Consider the following 19,133-nt stretch of genomic DNA (forward strand, 5'->3'; position numbering starts at 1 on the left):
CTGATTTGCGGCGTATCCTCCCGCTGCCACGGTGGCGGGTCAAGCCGGACACCGCCCGTTGCGACGCCGTGGCCCATTGTGTTCAGGGGCCTGCGAGCGTACCTTTCCCACAGGGGAAGCCCCGCAGACTGATCAGGAGGAACGATGGATTTTGACACCCTCGGAGGCAAGCTGGCGCTGGTCGGCCTGACCGGTGTGGCCTTCGCCATACTCTACATGCTGTTCATCGCCATCGCCGTCGATCCGCGGCTGATCTCGATGGACTGGCTGGTGGTCGCAGCCTTGGCAGGGGCCGGCTGCAGCTACCTGATCTACGAGTACAAGGGGATCATCAAATAGGCCGCCCGGACGGTTCCAGGCAGACTGCGCCGGGGCGCTCCGGTGGACGGACTGAACCCACCGCCGCTGACTGAGCAGCGCCTGGCGCAGCTGCTGGAGGTCGGTGTCGCCCTCTCGGCGGAGCAGGACACCGATCGCCTACTCGAACGCATCCTCTCCGGTGCGCGCGAGCTGACGGAGGCGGATGCCGGGACCATCTACCGGGTCCACGAGGGGCAGCTGCACTTCGACACCGTCCACAACGACACTCTCGGTCTCCACCTGGGCGGCACGTCCGGGGTGCCCATCGACTTCTCGCCCCTCCCCCTCTACCTGGCCGACGACACGCCGAACACCCGCAACGTGGCCGCCTACGCGGCGGTCTCCGGCGAAACCGTGCGCATCGACGATGCCTACCACGCCGAGGGGTTCGACTTCTCGGGCACCCGCGCGGTGGACGCGCGCACCGGATACCGCTCGCAGTCCTTCCTCACTGTCCCGCTGCGCGACCACGAACAGACCATCATCGGTGTCCTGCAACTGATCAACGCCGTGCGCGAGGGACAGACGGTCCCCTTCACCGGCCGCGATGCCCGGATTGCCGAGTCATTGGCCTCCCAGGCGGCCATTGCCCTGACCAAACAAGGCCTGATCGACACCCAACGGCAGCTGTTCGAGTCGTTCACCGAGGTCCTCGCCCGGGCCATCGACCGCAAGAACCCGACCACCGGCCGCCACTGCGAGCGCGTCCCGCAGCTGACGCTGATGATCGCCGACGCCGCCTGCCGCACCGGCGAGGGGGCGCTGGCCGATTACCGCCTGAGCGCCGAGGAACACGAAGAGCTGCGCCTGGCCGCCTGGCTCCACGACTGCGGCAAGGTCACCACCCCCGAGGCGGTGGTGAACAAGGCCACCAAGCTGGAACGCCAGACCGATCGCATCGAAGAGGTCGCGACCCGTGCGGCCGTGGTCCGCCAGGAGGCGGAGGCCGAACGACTGCGCCGCCGGCTGGCCGCCCGCGAGCAGGGCGTGGACCGGGACGCCGAGCAGGCCGATGCCGACTACCGCGCCCTCGTCCAGCGCCTCGACGACGACCTGGCCTTCCTGCGCAGCGCCAACATCGGCGGCGAGGCCATGGACGACGAGGCCTGCGAACGGGTCGCCGCCATCGCCCGCACCTACAGCTGGACGGACGCCGCGGGCGAGCGGCGCCCGCTACTCAGCGCCGAAGAGGTGGAGCACCTGCAGATCCGCCGCGGCACCCTGAGCGCCGCGGAGATGGAGCAGATGCGCGACCACGTGCGGGTCAGCCGCGAGATGCTCGAGCAGCTCACCTACCCGCGCCACCTGCAGCGGGTGCCGGAGATCGCCTCGCAGCACCATGAGCGCATGGACGGCGGCGGCTACCCCGACGGCATCACCGGCGGGCAGATGTGCCGGCGGGCCCGAATGATGGCGCTGGCCGACGTCTTCGAGGCCCTGACCGCCGCCGACCGCCCCTACAAGCCAGGCAAGAAGCTCAGCGAAGCGGTGCGCATCATGGGCTTCATGACCCAGGACGGCCACTTCGACCCGGAGCTGTTCGACCTCTTCATCCGTGAAGGGGTCTACCTGGACTACGCCCGCCAGTTCATGCACCCGAGCGCCATCGACGCGGTGGACGAGACCGCCATCCCCGGCTACCGGCCGTAGCCGTGCCGACCCCCCTGCGCAACCGCCTCGCTCCCCTGGCCATCGGCCTCCTGCTCCTCGCCCTGGTCCTCGGCGCCACCCGCAGCGACTGGCCGCCCCTGCGCGACGCCGTACAGACCGCCGAGCACTTCATCTACGACCAGCGCCTGGTCTGGTCCCAGCGGACCGGCATCGAGCAGCACGACGATGCCGAGATCGTCATCATCGACATCGACGAACGCAGCCTGGGCGCCGTTGGCCGCTGGCCTTGGCCGCGGGCGACCATGGCCGATCTGCTGGAGCAGCTGTGGGCCGCCGGCACCATCGTCGTCGCCTTCGATATCGTCTTCGCCGAGCCCGAGCGCAATCCGGCGGAGCGGGTGGCCCGCGGGGTCGACGACCCGGCGCTGCGAGAACGCCTCGGTGAACTCGCTCCGCGATTCGACGGCGACCGGCACCTGGCCGAGCAGCTGGCGCGCGGCGACGCGGTGCTCGGCTTCTTCCTGCACCGTGACGAGACCGCCACCCATACCGGCACCCTGCCCGAGCCGGCTCGAGGCGCGGAGGAGCTGGGCACCGGGACGCCGGTGATCCACCGTTTCCAGGCGTACACCGGCAACCGCCCTGCACTCCAGGAGGCGGCCACCGGCGCCGGCGCCTTCAGCGTCATCCCCGACGCCGACGGCGTGGTGCGCCGGGCGCCGCTGCTGCTGGGCCACGGCGATGCCGTCTATCCGGGCCTGGCGCTGGAGACGGCGCGGGTCTATCAGCTGCTCGACGACTTCCGGGTCGAGACGGTGGCCCTCGGCGCGCACACCGCCGTAGACGCCATCGAGCTCGGCGCCGCCCGGCTGCCCACCGACGCCCGGGGCCAGGCCCTGATCCCCTACCGCGGCCCCCGGGGCAGCTTCCCCTACATCAGCGCCGTGGACCTACTCCGCGGTGAGACCGACCCCGACGCCCTGGAGGGCGCCATCGCCCTGATCGGCACCAGCGCCATGGGCCTCTACGACCTGCGCCCGACCCCGACCGATGCGGCCTTCCCCGGCGTCGAGATCCACGCCAATCTGCTTGCCGGCATCCTCGCCGACGACCTCCCCCGGAAGCCGGCCTGGGTGGACGGCGCCAACCTGGTCACCACGCTCACCGCAGGCCTGGTTGCCGCCGGGCTGCTGCCGTTTCTCGGCCCGCTGGCCACGCTGGCCGTAACGGCCGGGCTGCTGGCCCTGCTCGTCGGCGGCAATCTGTGGGCCTGGGCCCAGTGGGATCTGGCCCTGGGCGCCGCCGGCCCCCTGGCCGCGGTCCTGCTGATCGGCGCCGGGAACCTGACCTGGGGATTCCTGTTCGAGCACCGCCGCCGCCACCAGCTGCGCCAACGCTTCGGCGAGTACGTCCCGCCGGAGCTGGTGGAGCGCATGGCCGAGGCGCCCACCGCCTACACCCAGACGGGGGAAACCCGCGAGATCACGGTGCTCTTCGCCGATATCCGCGGCTTCACCACGCTCTCCGAACGGCTCGACGCGGTGGCCCTGCGCGAGCTGCTCAACCGCTTCTTCACCCCCATGACCCGGGTCATCTTCGAGCACGGCGGGACCATCGACAAATACGTGGGGGATCTGATCATGGCCTTCTGGGGGGCGCCCATGGACGACCCGGAACACCGCCGCCACGCCGTCGCCGCCGCGCTGGCCATGCAGCGCGAGGCGGAACGCCTGCGCGAGGAGCTGGCCCGCGAGGGGCTGCCGGCGATCGAGATCGGCATCGGCCTGAACTCCGGACCCGCCGCCGTCGGCGACATGGGTTCCGCCTATCGCCGCGCCTACACCGCCCTGGGCGACGCCGTGAACCTGGCCTCCCGGGTGGAGGGGCAGACCAAGGCCTACGGCGTCGGGCTCCTGGTCACCGAGCACACCCGTGCCGGCCTGGAGACGGTTTACGGGTTCCGCGAGATCGATCGGATCCAGGTCAAGGGCCGCAGCCAACCGGTCACGCTCTACGAGCCGGTCGAGGCCACGCAGTCACCTGCAGAAACCTGAACCTTTTTTATGGCTTCCAATTTCAGCCCGGCTCGCTTAGCTTAACCGTAAGGGCGCCAAGGTTAACCCCTTCTCCAGGGCAGCTATGGGACGGCTGGGTATGATCAAACGCACCGGGCTCTGCGCCCTCTACCTTGCGCTCGGCCCCGGTCTGGCAACCGCGGAGCCCCCGTCCCAGCCTACAAAGGTTGAGATCAATCCGGACCGGGTCGCCTTGGAGATCCGGCGGGAACTCGATGCCGACCGCCCCGGGCAGGCCCTCACCCTGGCCCGAACCCACAAGGAACTCGCCGGATACCCCATCTACGACTTCGAGGCCGGGCGCGCCTACCTGCGCAGCGGGGATATCGACGAGGCGGTGGTGCACTTCGACCGGGCCGTCATGGTCGCCCCGGATGTGCCGCGCTACCGTCTGGAGTACGCCCGCGCGCTGTTCGCGGCCGAGGATCACGAGGCCTCTCAGCGTCAGTTTCAGCGCGTGCTGGATACCGATGTACCGGAGCCGGTGGCCCAGAACATCCGCCGCTTCCTGGAGGTCATTGACGCCCGGCTCGCCTCTCGCCGCCCGGAGACCCGACTGGAGGTCGCCGCCGCCGCTGGCTACGACTCCAACCCGCTCTCGGCGGCGGACGACGAGTTCCTGCTCTTCGGCGTCTTCCCGCAGACCTTCGAGCGCGAGTCCGATACCTTCCTCGACACCCGCGCGCAGCTGGAACACCGCCGCCCCCGCACCCGGAGCAGCAGCTACCACTACCGTGGCGAGGTGGAGCACCGCCGCCACAGCGACGTCAGCGCCGCCGACCAGACCCAAGCGCGCCTGCGCGGCGGGTTGTCGTTCGAGGGGGCACAGGGCCGCTCCTACCGCCTGCCGGTGGAGGTGCAACACACCCGCCTGGACGGCGAGACCTTCCGCACCCGCGTCGCCTTCCTGCCCCAGGCGGTGCTCCCCGGGGCCCCGGACCGCCAACTGCGCCTGCAGGGCCAGCTGGCCTACGCCGATTACGACAACGACGACCGCGACGCCGTCACCCTCGGCGCCTCCGCCACCTCGCTGCACGTCCTCAACCCGGATAGCGGGCTCTTGCTCTACACCGGCCTGGCGGCCTCCTATGAGGACGCCGACGCCGACGCGTTCACCACCACCCGCGCCGGCGCATTCGTAGGCGCCCAACGGGACCTGTTCCAGGACGCCACCGCCAGCGTCACGCTCACCGCCTCCCACGAGCGGGCCCGCGAGGCGCGCGCGATCCTCGGCCTCTTCCCGGAGGAGGACAACACCGCCGAGCGGGCCACGACGTTCGAGCTCCGCGGGGCCCTGGCCCACCCGCTGTGGGACTCCGGATTCACCGGCTTCGCCGAGGGCGCCCTGCGCGAGAAGCGCTCCAACATCGACCTGTTCGAGTTCACCCAGCGTGAGATCTTCGCCGGAGTGCGCTATGACTACTGAGCCCGGCCGCGCGGCCGCCCCGCTGGTTCTGGCCGCTGCCGTTCTTGGCGGCACCGCCGGCTACATCCCCCTGGTCGCAGCGGAGGAGCGCATCGGCATCGTCCTCGCCAACCGCGGCGACCCGGTGCTGATCCGCGACGGCGAAGAACAGCCCGTGGGGCGCCGCGACGAGATCCGCGCCGGCGACCGGCTCAAGACGGACGATCGCTCGCGGCTGCAGATGCGGCTCAACGACGGCCAGACCCTGAGCCTGACCGAGAACACCGAGCTGCACATCGAGGCCTACCACTTCGACGAAGACAGCGGTGCCGGGGAGAGCCGCAAGAGCCTGATCGAGGGCGGCCTGCGCGCCATCACCGGGCAGATCAGTGGCGAGGACGATTACACCATCGAGACCGAGGTGGCCACCATCGGCATCCGCGGGACCATCTTCGAACTCGCCCACAGCGACGGCATCACCGCCGGCGGCACGCCCCGCGGTCGCGGCTATGCCGAGAACCGCGGTGATAACCGGCAACGGATCAACACCGGCGACGACGCCCGCACCGACTACTACCGGGTGGTGGACGCCGACCTGCCGCCCGAGGCGCTGCCCGAGCGGCCGGCGGAGCTGGCGGCGCTCGATGAGGCCGCGCCTGATACGCCGGAGGACTCGGAAGCGACGGACGAGAACGGTTCCCAGCCATCCGAAGACGACGCCGAGGAGACCTCAACCGACGAGCAGCAGGCCTCGGAAGAGACGGAAGGCGACATGGACACGCCGGAGGACAGCGATCTCCCGGCGACCGTCGATGCACCGGTGGAGCCGGCAACCGATGACGGGATCGCGGTGGCGCAGCAAGAAACCGCAGCCAAGGAGGCCGAAGACGACACCGACGACATCGATGACACCGTAGAGCTGGACCACGACCTACTCGTCGACATCAACCCCGACGCCGCGGGCGTCGTCCCCGAGCCCGGTGAATCCTTCGTCTACATCCGCGGCGACGCCCGGGGGGCCGACGATCCGCTCTTCTTCCGCACTCCGACACTCGAGGAGCGGGAGGAGATGGCCCGTGAAGGGGACTGGGATTTCCACGCGGACGACGAGCAGGAGGAGTTCGGTCCCGCGACCGGGGAGTGGGGATACTGGTTTGAAACCGATAGCGACGAGATCGGGGGGTTCTGGATACAGGGGGAGAGCTACGTCGATGAGGTCGATCTCGAGCCGGAGGAAGAACTCCCCTTTTATGGCGGGTGGGTGGAGGCGGGTTGGTCTCGCGGCCTCCTTGGCGACCAAGGTGCTGCTTTTGAGGATGCGCGGATCACCATTGCTGAGGACCAAGCCGTCACACTTGAGCATTTCGAGATCCGGCAGTACCGACCCGACCACGAGAATCACCTGATCTGGCGCACCGACAGAAAGGACACAAACCTAGGAGCGCTCGCAGAAGGCATCAACGTCTCCGGCGACATCCTGATCCTTGGGGAGTCGGCCGATGGCTTCTCCGGCGACCTCGCCGCCATGCTCTCGCAGATGGACGAGACCCTGGAGCTTTTGGGTGAGTTCGACTTCCAGGCGGATGACAACGAAGACTGGGCGGTGGACGGCGTCTTTTTCCTGGAGCTGGACGACTGAATCCGCCCACACCCGGCGCGTTGTGGTCCGGCGCCCCCGCTGCTAGGGTTGGCGAGATATGACCTACTGCCTCGCCATCGCTGTGGATGAAGGCCTGGTCTTCGCCTCCGACAGCCGCACCCACGCCGGGGTCGATCAGGTCAGCACCTACAGCAAGATGTTCGCCTACGCCCGCCCCGGCGAGCGGAGTCTGGTGGTGCTCTCCGCCGGCAACCTGGCCACCACCCAGGCGGTGGTCCGGCGGCTCAACCGGGACTGGCAGACCGGCGCCGAGCCCTCGCTGGCGAACACGCCCACCCTCGAGGACGCCGCCGAGTACCTGGGTGAGGTCAGCGTCGAGCTGCAGCGCCGCTCGGTGGAGCAGTCCGGACAGCAGAACGGCCTGGCGGTGGAGGCCACCTTCCTCATCGGCGGTCAGATCCAGGGGCAGGCGCCGGGGATCTACATGGTCTATCCCCAGGGGAACTTCATCACCGCCTCGCCACTGCACCCGTTCCTGCAGATCGGCGAGACCAAGTACGGCAAGCCGATCCTCGATCGCATCGTCTCCGAGCAGCTGCCACTGGAGCGCGCCGCCACCTGCGCGCTGATCTCCATCGACTCGACCATGCGCAGCAACCTCTCCGTGGGCCCGCCGGTGGAGCTCCTCACCTACCGGCGCGACAGCCTCGACCCCGGCCACTACCGGGCCTTCCAGCCGGACGACCCCTACTTCGCCGACCTACGCGATGCCTGGCGGGACGGCCTGCAGCAGCTCTTCGATCAGCTGGCCGCCCCGCCGCTGGACCCGGCCGCCCCCACCACCTCCTGAATGAAGCGCAGCTTCTCGGCCACCGGCTCGGTGACCTTGAACGGATAGGGATCGCGCTGCCCGAGGCTGCGCGACAGGGCGTTGAGCGCCTCGCTGAGCTGGTGCCAGCGCTCGAGCAGCTGCTCGATGTCCTCCCCCGCCTGCGGCATCCCGGTGAGCTGGTAGACGCCGGCGGTCTCCAGGGCGTCGGTGATGTGCAGGTAGTGCGCCCAGCTCTCGGCCCAGTCCTCCCAGGGGTGCGAGGCCGCATAGGCGCTGATGTGGCGCACGGCCCAGTCCGGCCCCTGGGGGCCAAACTGGTAGTAGCGCTGCAGCGCCTGCTCGTAGGGCTCGCGCTCGTCGCCGAAGAGCGCGCGGAAACGCTCCTGCCACGGCGAGCCCTCGATCAGCCGCATCCAGTAGTAGTGGCCGATCTCGTGGCGCATGTGCCCGAGCAGGGTGCGGTAGGCCTCGCCCAAGGCGATGCGGGTGCGCTCCCGGTGGATCTCGTCGGCCTCGGCGACGTTGATGGTGATCCGCCCCCCGGCGTGACCGGTGATGATCTGCTGCGGCCCCTCGGGGGTATCGGCATCCGCCAGGAACTGGAAGACCAGGCCGCGCTGCGGGTCCTGCCAGCGGTCGGCCAGGGGCAGGCCGAGTCGCAGCAGATCGGTGATGAGGTAGCGCTTGGCCGCCTCCAGCCGCCCCCAGTAGATGCGGTTGAGCTCGTTATCCAGGTCGGGGATGGTGTCGGTCAGGCGGCAGGCCAGACACAGGGCGTCGCCGCTTTCCGCCGGCACCAGCCAGTCGCAGCTGGCGGCCACCACATTGGCGCAGTTGCGGTAGCGCTGCCCGCCGCCCCCGGGGGCCCGCCAGAGCCCGTCGGCGCCGGCGTCCAGGGCCACCACCGCGCGGCGGGCCGGATCGAAGCCCAGCGCCCGGCCGCAGCTCAGGCAACGGGTGTTGCCGAAGTGCAGCCGGTTGCCGCAGGCGCAGTGGAAGAGGCGCATGGCTCAGCCTTCCGAGAAGTACGTCTCCCCCAGACTGGCATGGACCTGACTGAGGTCAACCTGCAGCGCATCCAGCCGCCGGTGCAGCGCCCCGGCATCCAGCGGCGCCTCCACCGGCGCGGTGGCCCGCTCCTCGGCGGCGGCGAGCAGACGGCACGGCGACTCGGGGTGGGGGAGTTCCCCCAGGGCCCGCTCCATGCGCTGGGTGCAGAAGCGCACCGAGCGCGGGAAGCGGTCATCGCGCAGCAGGAAGTCCACCACCCCGGGCCCCTGGATCCCCGGGCCGCGCTGCTGGCGGAACTGGCTGTAGCCGCCCAGGTAGCGCAGCATGTTCATCCACACGGCGTCGTCCCAGGTGGGTGGGTGGTCGTCTTCGTCCCGGGGCAGCGTCGCCGCCCGCACGTCGATGGTGCGGGTGGTCATGTCGGCGCGCTCCAGGTGGCGGCCGAGCATCAGGAACTGGTAGGTCGGCCCGCGGGAGAGGGTCCCCTCGATGACCCCGCTGATGCCCTGGGCGTACTCGATGACCCCGCGCAGGTACTCGAAGCGGTGGGTCCGATCGACCGCCGTCTCGGCGCCGCGGTGGGTGTGGAAGTAGAGCTGGTTGATCCGCTCGCGCAGCTCGTCGGGGAGCAGATCGCGCACCGTGCGGGCGTTCTCCCGCGCCCGCACCACCGCCGCGTGGATCGAGCTCGGGTGCTGCGAGGCGGGAATCAGCTCAAGCATGGCGGCGCGTTCCGGGGTACGGTTCGGGTCGCACTGCGCCGCGGCCTCCGGCCCGCCGAGGACCTCCACCAGCGCCCGCCAGTCGATGCGCACCGCGTGGGGCTGATCCAGCGCCAGGTGCGTACCGGTGCTGATCAGCCGCGCGGTATTCTCGGCCCGCTCCAGGTAGCGGGCCATCCAATAGACGTGCTCAGCCAGGCGCGAAAGCATCAGCCGCCCTCCTCGGCATCGGAACCCACATCCACCACCCAGGTGTCCTTGCTGCTGCCGCCCTGGGAGGAGTTGACCACCAGCGAGTCGCGGGCGTTGGAGACACGGCTGAGGCCACCGGTGGTCACGTGCTGCCGGGCCGCCTGCAGGACGAAGGGGCGCAGATCCACGTGGCGCGGCTCCAGCACCTCACCGTTGAACGTCGGCACGGTGGAGAGGCTCAGCGTCGGCTGGGCGATGAAGTTGGCCGGATCGGCCAGGATCTGCTCGGCGAACGCCTGCCGCGTGGCCGCATCGCTGTGCGGGCCGATGAGCATGCCGTACCCCCCCGACTCGTTGGCCGGCTTGACCACCAGCTCGTCCAGGTGCTCGAGGACGTAGGCGCGCTCGTTGTCGAACAGGCAGCGCCAGGTGGGCACGTTGGCCAGCAGCGGTGCCTCACCGAGGTAGTAGCGGATCAGCTCGGGGACAAAGGAGTAGACCGCCTTGTTGTCGGCCACACCGGCTCCCGGGGCGTTGGCGATGGCCACCCGCCCGGCCCGCCAGGCGCGCATGAGCCCGCGCACCCCCAGGGCCGAGTCGGGCCGGAAGACCTCCGGGTCGAGGAAGTCGTCGTCGATGCGCCGGTAGATCACGTGCACCCGCACCGGGCCGTAGATGGTGCGCATGTAGACGCAATCGTCGTCGCCCACGAACAGGTCGCGCCCCTCCACCAGCTCGATGCCCATCTGCTGTGCGAGGTAGGTGTGCTCGAAGTAGGCGGCGTTGTAGATCCCCGGGGTGAGCAGCACCACCTCGGGGTCGTCGGCGTCCGCCGGGGCCAGGCTGATCAGGGCGTCGAGCAGCTGCCCGGGGTAGTGATCCAGGGGGCGGATCCCGGAGCCCTCGAAGGGTTCCGGGAAGACCTGCTTCATCACCTCGCGGTTCTCCAGCATGTACGAGACGCCGGAGGGAACGCGGAGGTTGTCCTCGAGGACGTAGAGGGTGCCGTCGCGGTCGCGCACCAGATCGGTGCCGCAGATGTGGGCCCATGCACCATACGGGAGCTTCAGACCCTGGCACTGCGGCCGGAAGTTGCGCGACTGCTCGAGGATCTCCCGGGGCAGGATGCCGTCGCGGATGGCGGCCTGGTCGTTGTAGAGATCCTCGATCAGGGCGTTGAGGGCGGCGAGCCGCTGCTTGAGCCCGGCCTCGATCTGCGCCCACTCGCGGGCGTCCACCACGCGGGGGATGACATCCAGCGGCCAGGCGCGGTCGATGTTCTCACCGTCGCTGTAGACCGTGAAGGTCACCCCCTTGTCGCGGATGAAGGCGTCCACCGCCCGCATGCGCTCGGCGAGGTCGTCCTCGCAGATCGAGCGCAGGTACTCGAACAGCAGCCGCGCCGCCGGGCGCGGCGTGCCGTCGGGGCGCAGCAGCTCGTCGTAACGCTGATCGGTGTCGAAGCCCTGAAAACGTGGTGCCATGGGGAGCTCCTCTCTCGCCCTCCCCTAGCTAAGCACACTCCGTGCCAGGCTTTCTAGCGGTCAGTGCAACACCGTCAGCCACCCCGCCAGCGCCAGGAGCGTGACCAGCAGCACCGGCGGCGTGATCACGATGCCGATGGCGAAGTACTTGGCCCAGGTGATGTGCACCCCCTTGCGCGCCAGCACGTGCAGCCAAAGCAGCGTGGCGAGACTGCCGATGGGTGTGATCTTCGGCCCCAGGTCGGAGCCGACCACGTTGGCGTAGATCATCGCCTCCTTAACCAGCCCGGTAGCCGCTGATTCATCGATGGAGAGCGCCACCACCATCACACCGGGCATGTTGTTCATCACCGAGGCGAGGAAGGCGGCGATAAAGCCGGTCCCCACCGTCGCAACCCACACACCCTGCTCGGCGATGACATCCAGCAGGCCGGCGACCTCGCCGGTCAGCCCCTCGTTGCGCAGGCCGTAGACGACCAGGTACATGCCCACCGAGAAGATGACGATCTGCCAGGGGGCGTTCTTGAGGACCGTCCGCGTGGCGATGGCGTGGCCCCGCGCCGCCACGGCGAGCAGGATCGCGGCGCCGACGCCGACGATCGCCGAGATGGGCACCCCCATCGGCTCGATCACCAGGAAGGCGAAGAGCAGCAGGCCGAGCACCCCCCAACCGGCCTTGAAGACCGCCGGATCCTTGATCGCCTCCTGCGGATCGCGCAGCCCGTGGGTCTCGTAAACCCGCGGGATCTGCTTGCGGAAGAACAGGGTCAGCACCGCCAGCGAGGCCACCACCGAGACCACGGTCACCGGCACCATCACCGTCGCATACTCTTTGAAGCCGATGCCGAAGAAATCCGCCGAGACGATGTTCACCAGGTTGGAGATGACCAGCGGCAGCGAGGCGGTATCGGCGATGAACCCGGCGGCGATCACGAAGGCGAAGGCCGCCCCTGCGGTGAAGCCCAGAGCCAGCAGCATCTCCAGCACGATGGGGGTGAGCATCAGCGCCGCGCCGTCGTTGGCGAAGATCGCCGCCACCGCGGCACCGAGCAGGATGATGAAGGCGTAGAGGCGCAGACCGCTGCCCCTGCCCCAGCGCGCTACGTGGAGTGCGGCCCACTCGAAGAAGCCGGCCTCGTCGAGCAGCAGCGAGATGATGATGATGAACACGAAGGTCAGGGTCGCGTTCCAGACGATATCGACCACGATGGGCACATCGCTGAGCTCGACGACGCCCGTGGCCAGCGCGACCAGGGCGCCGGCGGTGGCGCTCCAGCCGATCCCCAGGCCCTTGGGCTGCCAGATGACCAGGGCGATGGTGACGACGAAGATCGCAATCGCGGCTAACAGCATGGGGTGGTTATCCTTTTGGCCGGTCGGCCGATGGAAGCGGGCTTGATTGTTCGCAAGAGAGGGTATGAGCAGACGTATATACGGTCAACCATATCTTGACGAGCGCGCGGCTCGATCCCTCGCGCGGCACCGCCCGGCCACCCCCGCCCCGTCCGGACGGGGCCAGCCCCGCAGGGTCCGCCTCAAGTCCCGCAGAAGGTGCGGGTCACGGCCTGCCCCGGCTCTGGGGGACGGGCCAGATCGGCGTGCTCCGGCTGATCCGAGAAGGGGTCGCCGAGCACCACCAGCAGCCGCTCCATGGGGGCGAAGTCCAGGCGCTCGGTGGCGGCGTCCACCGCCCACTGCGCCAGGTGATTGCGCAGGACGAAGGCGGGGTTGACCGCTCGCATAGCCGCACGGCGCTGGGCATCGCTGCGGCGCTCGGCCATCAGCCGCCCCCGCCAGGCCGCCAGCCAGTCGTCGGCAGCCTGTGGATCCCGGAAGCCGCCCCGGAACGGCTCATCGCCCCGGGCATCGGCGCCGTCGAGATCGCTGAGCCGGCGGAAGGTCAGGGTCCAGTCCGCCCCCTCGGCGGCCATGCGCCGGAGCAGGTCGTGGACCAGATCGTCGTCGCCGGGGCGCTCCTCGGCCAACCCGATCTTCGCCCGGAGTCCGGCGCGGTGCGCCGCCTCGAAGCGCGGCCGGTAGCCGCTCAGCGCCTCACGGGCGAGATCGACGGCGGTGTCCGGGTCGTCATCGAGCAGCGGCAGGAGGGCCTCGGCCAGGCGCGCCAGGTTCCACTCGCCGATGGCCGGCTGCTGATCGAAGGCGTAGCGGCCGAAACGGTCGATGGAGCTGTAGACGGTGGCGGGGTCGAAGGCGTCGAGGAAACCGAAGGGCCCGTAGTCGATGGTCTCGCCGGCGACGGAGAGGTTATCGGTGTTCATTACCCCGTGGATGAAGCCGATATGCATCCAGGCGGCGATCAGCTCCGCGGTGGCGGCGGCCACCGCCTCCAGTAGCGCCTGATGCGGCCGCGGCGCCTGGGCACAGTGCGGATAGTGACGGTAGAGCACGTAGTCGGCCAGCCGGCGCAGCGCGCTGCGATCACCGCGCTGGCCGAAATACTCGAAGGTGCCCACGCGCACGTGGCTGGCCGCCACCCGGGTGAGCACGCCCCCGGGCTCCGGGCCCTGGCGCCAGACGGTCTCGCCGGTGGCCACCGCCGCCAGGGAGCGGGTGGTGGGCACCCCCAGGGCGGCCATGGCCTCGCTGGCCAGATACTCCCGGACCACCGGGCCGATGGGCGATCGCCCGTCCCCGCCCCGGGAGAAAGGCGTTCGCCCCGCCCCCTTGAGTTGAATATCCCGACGCACCCCATCGACATCGATCAGCTCGCCGAGCAGCAGCGCCCGGCCGTCGCCGAGCTGCGGGACGAAGTGTCCGAACTGGTGACCGGCGTAGGCCTGCGCGATGGGGTCGGCCCCGGCGGGGACGCGGTTGCCGGCGAAGACCGCCAGCGCCTCGGGGGTCGTCAGCCGCTCTGGATCCAGTCCGAGCTGCCGGGCCAGCGGGAGGTTGAGCTGCACCCACCGGGGGTGGCCCACCGGCGTAGGTTCGAGCCGGACGTGGAACGCTGCGGGCAACGCGGCGTAGGTGGCCTCCCAGGGGAGGCTGTCGAGCGCACTGACCGGTGGATGCATGGCACAACCCCGCAATCCGCTGGCTAGAAAACCATGATGCCGCGCTGCCCGGCCGCATTCGGCCCACGGACCATCCGGGAAAGCCGGCTAAGCGGCGCGCACCCGCGCCAGCAACTGCCAGAGTTCCGCCCGATCCAGGGGCTTGGTCAGGTAGGCATCACAACCGATGCGAAAACACTCCTGCTGGAAGCTGTCCAGGGCGTGGGCGGTGACCAGGGCGATGGGGGTGCGCGGCAGCCAGTCCTCGGCCTCCCGGGCGCGGATCCGGCGGGTCGCCTCGCGGCCGTCCACCTCCGGCATCTGCAGATCCATCAGCACCAGATCCGGCGACGCGCGCTGCCAGTGGCGCACCGCCTCCCGGCCATTGCCGACCACCGTCACATGGCAGCCGGCCTGCTCCAGCAGCTTCTGGAACAGCAAGGCGTTGGTCGGATCATCCTCGGCCACCAGCACCCAGAGCCCCTGCCCCACCGGCGCCTCGGTATCCACGGCCTCCTGCGGCACCGCCGCGGCCTCCGCCCGGTCCGGTTCCGCGCTCGGCAGCGTGACCGTAAAGCGGAAGGTGGTGCCCACGCCCGGGGTGCTCACCAGCTGGATGGTGCCGCCCATCAGCCGCACCAGCTCCTGGCAGATCTTCAGCCCCAGCCCGCTGCCCTCCTTGCGGGCGAGCACCGGACCGCCCTGACAGAAGGCGTCGAAGATCCGGCCCTGATCCGCCTCGGGGATCCCCGGCCCGGTATCGGCCACCGTGAACATCAGACGCCCGCAGGTGCTGCGCGCGCCATCGACGCGGATCGAGCCGGTCTCGGTGAACTTCAGGGCGTTGCTGACCAGGTTGTAGAGAACCTGCCCGAAGCGTACCGGATCGCCGCGCACCCAGCCGGGCATGTCCGGTTCCAGCGACCAGATCAGCGATAGGCCTTTTTCTTCGGCCATGGGCTGAAGCAGACCGATCTGCGTGGTCAGGAACGCCGGCAGGTTGAAACGCTCGTCGCGCAGCTCCACGCGACCGGCCTCCAGACGCGAGAGCTCGAGGACGGTATCGATGAGCCCGAGCAGGGTCTGACTGGCGCTGCGGCACAGCCCGACGTGATGGCGCTGCTCGGTATCGAGCTCGGAGCGGGCCAGCAGGTCGGTAAAACCGACGATGGCGTTGAGCGGCGTGCGCAGGTCGTGACTGATCGCCGCCAGGAAGATATTGCGATCCGCCTCGGCGCGCTGACGATCCACCTCCAACGCCCGACGCTCGCTGATATCCCGCATCACCCCGACGGCGTGCCAGCGCCCGTCGAGCTGCAGCGGCGAGACCGAGAGCTCCAGCGGTACCTCGTGGCCATCCCGGTGGAGCGCCTCGATCTCGGTGCGCTGATCGATCACCGCCCCACCCCCGCAGACCCGGAAGCGGCGCATCCCCGTCCGCGCCGAGGTCCGGTAACGGCTCGGCGCCACCTGTTCGTGGAAGGGGCTGCCGACCAGCTCCCCGGCCTCGTAGCCGAGCAGCGCCTCGAAGGCGGCGTTGCAGTAGACCAGGCGGTCGTCATCGTCGATCAGCACAATGGCGTCCCGGGCCGCCGCAGCGATCGCCTTTACCTTGGCCTCGGCGCCCTGCCGGGCCTGCTCCAGACGCCGCTGCTCGGTGATGTCCTCAAGGATGTGGACCGAGCAGCGGTAGCTGCCATCCGCCTCGCGCACCGTGTAGGAGCGCGAACGGAAGATCTCGCCACTCGGCAACTCGATCTCCTCGCTGGACTCGACGCCATCCCCGGCCTGGGGGGATCCGGCGCCGAGCTGCTCCATGGCCCGGCGGCACGCCGGCAGGGGGCCGTCACCACGGGGGAAGACCTCCCAATAGGGCCGGCCGATGACCTCTTCCTCAGTCGAGGCGCCGGCCCACTCCAGGTAGGCGCGATTGGCCCGCAGGATGCGGTAGTCGCCATCGTGCAGGAAGACCAGGCTGTGGACGGCGTTGATCGCGTCGTCCCAACCGTAGCGGGAAGGCTCCGTCACTCGCTCCTCCGTGCGGCGCCTCCATGCACCCCGGCAGCAAACATTGGTGGTTTCATGATACCTTAAGTACCCGCACGATGCCCGAGGCTTTCTGCACGCGAACTCGGGCCAGCGGCGCCAGGCGGTGGACGCGTGGGCGGCACTGGCTTAACTTGGATACGGTCAAGGAAATCCCACGGCAAGCAGGGAAGGCGCGTCTCCCCCCTCGCGCGGCTGCCACGGGCGTTCAGGAACGGGTATTTTGGATGGCGTCAGAAGAGAGCCGCGCAGACAAGGAAAGCTCGAACCAACTGATCCGCCGGGCGCTGGAGGAACTCGACCGAGCCTTCACTGGCCCACCGGTTGCCGAGCCGGAGGACCAGCAGCTGAGACTGGCGCTGCCCGCGCTGGTGCTCGCCACGGAAGTGGCCGCCATCGCCGTGCTCGACGGCCAAGGCGGCATCGTCTTCGCCAGCCCCCAGGCGCGCAAGCTGCTCGGGCTCGACCAGACCGCCACGCCGGAAGACGGCCACGCCCCGGCACCGCCGGCCGAGATCCTCGCCTTCCGCCTGGTGGCCATCACCGGCACCCCCCTGTCCGACGCCCGTTGCGAGATCGCCGTCGGGGGCGAAGAGCGGCACGTCCTGTCGATCAACGCCGCACCGCTGCCGGGGGATGGTGGCGACACCGCGCTGGTCGCCCTGGCCATGACCGACCTCACCGAGCAGTACGACTACTACGAGCGCGCCCTGCGCGAGAGCGAGCAGCGCCTGAAGCTGGCCACCGAGGCCGCCGGGCTGGGGGTGTGGGAATACGACGCCATCACCGACACCTACCACTGGGACGAGCGCATGATGGCCATCTACGGCCTGGAGGAATCCCAGCGCCCGGTCACCTACCGCGACTGGGTGGCCCTGCTCGACCCTGAGCACCACGACCGCCTGGAGGCGCTCACCCGCCGCGAACCCACTTACGGCGAACGGCGCGAGGTGGAGTTCCGCATCCAGCGCCCGGACGGCCGGACCCGCGATATCCGCGCCGTCTGGCAGCGCATCGACGACGAGCACGGGCGCATCCAGCGCCTGGTGGGCATCAACGAGGACATCACCGAACAGCGCGAGCTGCACAGCGAGCTGGAGTACCGGGCCGCCCACGACCCGCTCACCGACCTGTTCAACCGGGCCAAGATCCAGCAGCTGCTGCGCGCCGCCCAGGCCGCCTACATCCGCCACCACACGCCCTTCGCAGTACTGCTGTTCGACGTGGACCACTTCAAGCAGGTCAACGACCGCTTCGGCCACGCCACCGGCGACGCGGTCCTCTGGCTCATGGCCCGGCGCATCGAATCGGTGCTGCGTGAGACCGACCACATGGGCCGCTGGGGCGGCGAAGAGTTCCTGATCCTGGCCAGCCAGACCGATGAGGCCGGCGCCGAGGTGCTCGCCGAGCGCATCCGGCACCAGGTCGAGACCACCGCCTTCGAGGGCGTGGGCACGGTGACCATCAGCCTCGGGGTGGCGGCGGCCGAACCCGGCACCAGCCTGGAGTCGCTGGAGCAGCGCGCCGACCGGGCCCTCTACGCGGCCAAACACCGCGGCCGCAATCGGACGGTCCGCTACTCCCAGCTGTAGGAGTCCCCGCCATGGACATTCAGGCCCTCCTCGCCCAGGCCGTCGCCCGCCAGGCCTCGGACCTGTTCATCACCGTGGGCAGCCCGCCGGCGCTGAAGATCGACGGCGCCCTGACCCCGCTGACCGACCAACCGCCCCTCTCCTCCGAGGCGGTCAACGCCCTGGTGGCGGCGACCCTCAACGACACCCAGCAGACGGCCCTGGCGCAGACCCGCGAGGCGAACTTCGCCATCGTCCTCGACGACGGGACACGGTTTCGGGTCAGCGCCTTCTACCAGCGCGGCGAGCCGGGGCTGGTCATCCGCCGCATCGAGACGCAGATCCCCACCCTGGAGGAGCTGGCCCTGCCCGGGATCCTCGGCGAGCTGGCCGGGCGCAAGCGCGGGCTGATCCTCTTCGTCGGCGGCACCGGCACGGGCAAGTCCACCTCCCTGGCGGCGATGATCGGCGCCCGCAACACCCACCACCCGGGGCACATCCTCACCATCGAGGACCCGGTGGAGTTCATCCACCCTCACCGGCGCAGCATCGTCACCCAGCGCGAGGTGGGCGTGGACACCGACAGCTTCGAGACCGCCCTGAAGAACGCCCTGCGCCAGGCGCCGGACGTGGTGCTCATCGGCGAGGTGCGCTCCCGCGAGGTGATGGACTACGCCGTCGCCTTCGCCGAGACCGGCCACCTGACCCTGGCCACCCTCCACGCCAACAACGCCAACCAGGCCCTGGACCGGATCATCAACTTCTTCCCCAGCGACCGGCGCGAGCAACTGCTCATGGACCTGTCGCTGAACCTGCAGGCCATCGTGGCGCAGCAGCTGATCCCCGCCGCCGACGGCCGTGGCCGCGTCGCCGCCCTGGAGGTCCTGCTCAACACGCCGCTGATCCAGGAGCGCATCCGCAACGGCGCCATTCACGAACTCAAGGCGACCATGGCGCAGTCGGAAGAGCCCGGCATGCAGACCTTCGACCACCACCTCTTCGAGCTCTACAGCGCCGGACGGATCCGCTACGAGGACGCCCTCGCCCACGCCGACTCGGCCAACGAGGTGCGGCTGCGGGTGAAGCTGGAGGGGGAGGATCCCACGGGGCCGGAGTCGGACGACGGGCCGGGGCTGCGGCTGCGGGATTGATGCCAGCGGGGGCACGGCGGCGGGGCCGAAAGGCCACACCGCCACGCCGACACTGCGCG

At 69.8% G+C, this 19,133-nt stretch carries 14 protein-coding genes; 8 read left to right on the forward strand and 6 right to left on the reverse strand.

Translation table 11 applies throughout. The features are described 5' to 3' along the window. Positions 1 to 144 precede the first annotated feature (144 nt). The 6 genes from HHAL_RS01545 (at position 145) to HHAL_RS01570 (ending at position 7,901) form a co-directional block, all read left to right on the forward strand. Positions 145 to 339 carry a hypothetical protein gene (locus HHAL_RS01545; RefSeq protein WP_011813117.1) on the forward strand — a complete coding sequence of 65 codons (195 nt, stop codon included), beginning with the start codon at positions 145 to 147 and terminating at the stop codon, positions 337 to 339. A gap of 42 nt (positions 340 to 381) precedes the next feature. Continuing rightward, complete coding sequence (locus HHAL_RS01550; RefSeq protein WP_011813118.1) at positions 382 to 2,010, forward strand: HD-GYP domain-containing protein; 1,629 nt, start codon at positions 382 to 384, stop codon at positions 2,008 to 2,010. 2 nt (positions 2,011 to 2,012) lie between these two features. Beyond that, positions 2,013 to 4,025 (forward strand): CHASE2 domain-containing protein, encoded by a 2,013-nt coding sequence (locus HHAL_RS01555; RefSeq protein ID WP_011813119.1) that lies wholly within the window; start codon positions 2,013 to 2,015, stop codon positions 4,023 to 4,025. A 100-nt stretch (positions 4,026 to 4,125) separates the two neighbouring features. Beyond that, positions 4,126 to 5,472: a tetratricopeptide repeat protein gene (locus HHAL_RS01560; RefSeq protein ID WP_187147870.1), complete on the forward strand. Its 1,347-nt coding sequence runs from the start codon at positions 4,126 to 4,128 to the stop codon at positions 5,470 to 5,472. Continuing rightward, positions 5,462 to 7,090 carry a FecR family protein gene (locus HHAL_RS13625; RefSeq protein ID WP_011813121.1) on the forward strand — a complete coding sequence of 543 codons (1,629 nt, stop codon included), beginning with the start codon at positions 5,462 to 5,464 and terminating at the stop codon, positions 7,088 to 7,090. Before HHAL_RS01560 ends, HHAL_RS13625 begins: the two co-directional genes overlap by 11 nt. Positions 7,091 to 7,148: 58 nt before the next feature. Then, a complete protein-coding gene (locus tag HHAL_RS01570; RefSeq protein ID WP_011813122.1) occupies positions 7,149 to 7,901 on the forward strand; it encodes a proteasome-type protease in 753 nt (250 codons plus the stop codon). Here HHAL_RS01570 and HHAL_RS01575 read toward each other — a convergent pair. The 6 genes from HHAL_RS01575 to HHAL_RS01600 form a co-directional block, all read right to left on the reverse strand. Beyond that, positions 7,853 to 8,890 carry a zinc-binding metallopeptidase family protein gene (locus tag HHAL_RS01575; protein WP_011813123.1) on the reverse strand — a complete coding sequence of 346 codons (1,038 nt, stop codon included), beginning with the start codon at positions 8,888 to 8,890 and terminating at the stop codon, positions 7,853 to 7,855. The two genes, HHAL_RS01570 and HHAL_RS01575, sit on opposite strands and share 49 nt — an antisense overlap. Positions 8,891 to 8,893: 3 nt before the next feature. Continuing rightward, positions 8,894 to 9,826, reverse strand: coding sequence for an alpha-E domain-containing protein (locus tag HHAL_RS01580; protein ID WP_011813124.1), 933 nt, complete (start codon positions 9,824 to 9,826; stop codon positions 8,894 to 8,896). Then, positions 9,826 to 11,292 (reverse strand): circularly permuted type 2 ATP-grasp protein, encoded by a 1,467-nt coding sequence (locus HHAL_RS01585; RefSeq protein ID WP_011813125.1) that lies wholly within the window; start codon positions 11,290 to 11,292, stop codon positions 9,826 to 9,828. Before HHAL_RS01585 ends, HHAL_RS01580 begins: the two co-directional genes overlap by 1 nt. A 60-nt stretch (positions 11,293 to 11,352) precedes the next feature. Next, positions 11,353 to 12,645 carry an arsenic transporter gene (locus HHAL_RS01590; protein ID WP_011813126.1) on the reverse strand — a complete coding sequence of 431 codons (1,293 nt, stop codon included), beginning with the start codon at positions 12,643 to 12,645 and terminating at the stop codon, positions 11,353 to 11,355. A gap of 182 nt (positions 12,646 to 12,827) precedes the next feature. Further along, positions 12,828 to 14,327, reverse strand: a complete 1,500-nt coding sequence (locus HHAL_RS01595) for a protein adenylyltransferase SelO (protein ID WP_011813127.1) — start codon at positions 14,325 to 14,327, stop codon at positions 12,828 to 12,830. Between the two features lie 87 nt (positions 14,328 to 14,414). Next, positions 14,415 to 16,334: a PAS domain-containing sensor histidine kinase gene (locus tag HHAL_RS01600; RefSeq protein WP_011813128.1), complete on the reverse strand. Its 1,920-nt coding sequence runs from the start codon at positions 16,332 to 16,334 to the stop codon at positions 14,415 to 14,417. Between the two features lie 245 nt (positions 16,335 to 16,579). Between HHAL_RS01600 and HHAL_RS01605 the strand changes: the two genes are divergently transcribed. Together HHAL_RS01605 and HHAL_RS01610 are read left to right on the forward strand one after the other, a co-directional pair. Beyond that, positions 16,580 to 17,944 (forward strand): sensor domain-containing diguanylate cyclase, encoded by a 1,365-nt coding sequence (locus HHAL_RS01605; RefSeq protein WP_011813129.1) that lies wholly within the window; start codon positions 16,580 to 16,582, stop codon positions 17,942 to 17,944. Between the two features lie 11 nt (positions 17,945 to 17,955). After that, positions 17,956 to 19,074: a PilT/PilU family type 4a pilus ATPase gene (locus HHAL_RS01610; protein ID WP_011813130.1), complete on the forward strand. Its 1,119-nt coding sequence runs from the start codon at positions 17,956 to 17,958 to the stop codon at positions 19,072 to 19,074. Positions 19,075 to 19,133 lie beyond the last annotated feature (59 nt).

This window comes from Halorhodospira halophila SL1, assembly GCF_000015585.1.
Classification (GTDB): Bacteria; Pseudomonadota; Gammaproteobacteria; order Nitrococcales; family Halorhodospiraceae; genus Halorhodospira; species Halorhodospira halophila.

Coding starts and splice junctions, on each gene's coding strand:
- HHAL_RS01590 (WP_011813126.1), bottom strand. CDS start 12,645: ATGCTGTTAGCCGCGATTGCGATCTTCGTCGTCACCATCGCCCTGGTC.
- HHAL_RS01610 (WP_011813130.1), top strand. CDS start 17,956: ATGGACATTCAGGCCCTCCTCGCCCAGGCCGTCGCCCGCCAGGCCTCG.
- HHAL_RS01605 (WP_011813129.1), top strand. CDS start 16,580: ATGGCGTCAGAAGAGAGCCGCGCAGACAAGGAAAGCTCGAACCAACTG.
- HHAL_RS01575 (WP_011813123.1), bottom strand. CDS start 8,890: ATGCGCCTCTTCCACTGCGCCTGCGGCAACCGGCTGCACTTCGGCAAC.
- HHAL_RS01580 (WP_011813124.1), bottom strand. CDS start 9,826: ATGCTTTCGCGCCTGGCTGAGCACGTCTATTGGATGGCCCGCTACCTG.
- HHAL_RS01570 (WP_011813122.1), top strand. CDS start 7,149: ATGACCTACTGCCTCGCCATCGCTGTGGATGAAGGCCTGGTCTTCGCC.
- HHAL_RS01545 (WP_011813117.1), top strand. CDS start 145: ATGGATTTTGACACCCTCGGAGGCAAGCTGGCGCTGGTCGGCCTGACC.
- HHAL_RS01560 (WP_187147870.1), top strand. CDS start 4,126: ATGATCAAACGCACCGGGCTCTGCGCCCTCTACCTTGCGCTCGGCCCC.
- HHAL_RS01585 (WP_011813125.1), bottom strand. CDS start 11,292: ATGGCACCACGTTTTCAGGGCTTCGACACCGATCAGCGTTACGACGAG.
- HHAL_RS01595 (WP_011813127.1), bottom strand. CDS start 14,327: ATGCATCCACCGGTCAGTGCGCTCGACAGCCTCCCCTGGGAGGCCACC.
- HHAL_RS13625 (WP_011813121.1), top strand. CDS start 5,462: ATGACTACTGAGCCCGGCCGCGCGGCCGCCCCGCTGGTTCTGGCCGCT.